The sequence below is a fragment of the Coprococcus sp. ART55/1 genome (assembly GCF_000210595.1).
GTDB lineage: Bacteria > Bacillota > Clostridia > Lachnospirales > Lachnospiraceae > Coprococcus > Coprococcus aceti.
This window is the reverse complement of sequence record NC_021018.1, coordinates 840,502-841,382: the sequence shown is the minus strand read 5'-3', so window position 1 is coordinate 841,382 and position 881 is coordinate 840,502. Positions and strand designations below refer to the sequence as shown.

2 protein-coding genes are annotated in these 881 nt (G+C 32.8%); both read left to right on the top strand.

Annotated features, from left to right (window positions below; all coding sequences use genetic code 11):
* A partial coding sequence (locus tag CCU_RS04030) for an AAA family ATPase (RefSeq protein ID WP_208895976.1) occupies nucleotides 1-527 on the top strand: 527 nt, incomplete at its 5' end.
* Nucleotides 524-881, top strand: a 358-nt coding sequence (locus CCU_RS04025) for a hypothetical protein (protein WP_208895975.1), incomplete at its 3' end; no start/stop codon positions are given. The genes CCU_RS04030 and CCU_RS04025, both read left to right, overlap by 4 nt.

The window sequence follows — 881 nt, the reverse complement described above, 5'->3', positions numbered from 1 at the left end:
AGAGAAGTGTACTTTGCTGGGACATTCCAGTAATTGAATCTTTTAAGCTCTTTAAGGATATGTATCGCATTTCTGAAAATATTTATAATGAAAACATTGAGATATTTTCCGATATCTTAAATCTGTCCGAATTCATGTTCAAACCGCCACGGCTTCTAAGTCTTGGTCAAAGAATGAAAGCAGATTTAGCGGCAGCCTTATTACATAACCCTGAAGTACTGTTTCTTGATGAACCCACTATAGGGATAGATGTTTTGGCAAAAGCAAAAATACGAGATTTTATTTGTAAAATGAATCACATAAAAAAAACCACTATTATTCTGACAACTCACGATATCTCAGACATTGAATCACTATGCCAGAAAATGCTTATAATTGATAAAGGCACTCTTTTATACAACGGTACATTAGATGAATTGAAAAGTAAATACAATTCTATTCATAACGAGGTTCTCTTTCAAAAGGATCAGATGAACAACTCTCTTGAACAAATAATAAGAAACATATACGAAGGAGAATGCCTATGAAGATATATATTGATTACATATTAATCGGGATTAAGGAACATATGGTTTATCCAAGTGCAATATGGGCCAGATTTCTGTCAAGGTTACTATATTTGTACTTGCAATTTTCCATATGGAATGCCCTTTTTCTATCAAACAGTCAAACAAACCTAATATTAAATCAAGAAGATACCTTAAAATATATTGTTGTTGCCACCATAGTTTCTTCTTTTATGGAATGCAATACAACCGAATGGATAAATACTCAGATTCAATCTGGAAATATTGTCACAGAATTGATTAGACCGATTGATTTCAGAAAAATGGTCTTCTCCCGACATTTAGGAGACACCCTTGTAAAAATTGCGTTCTGCT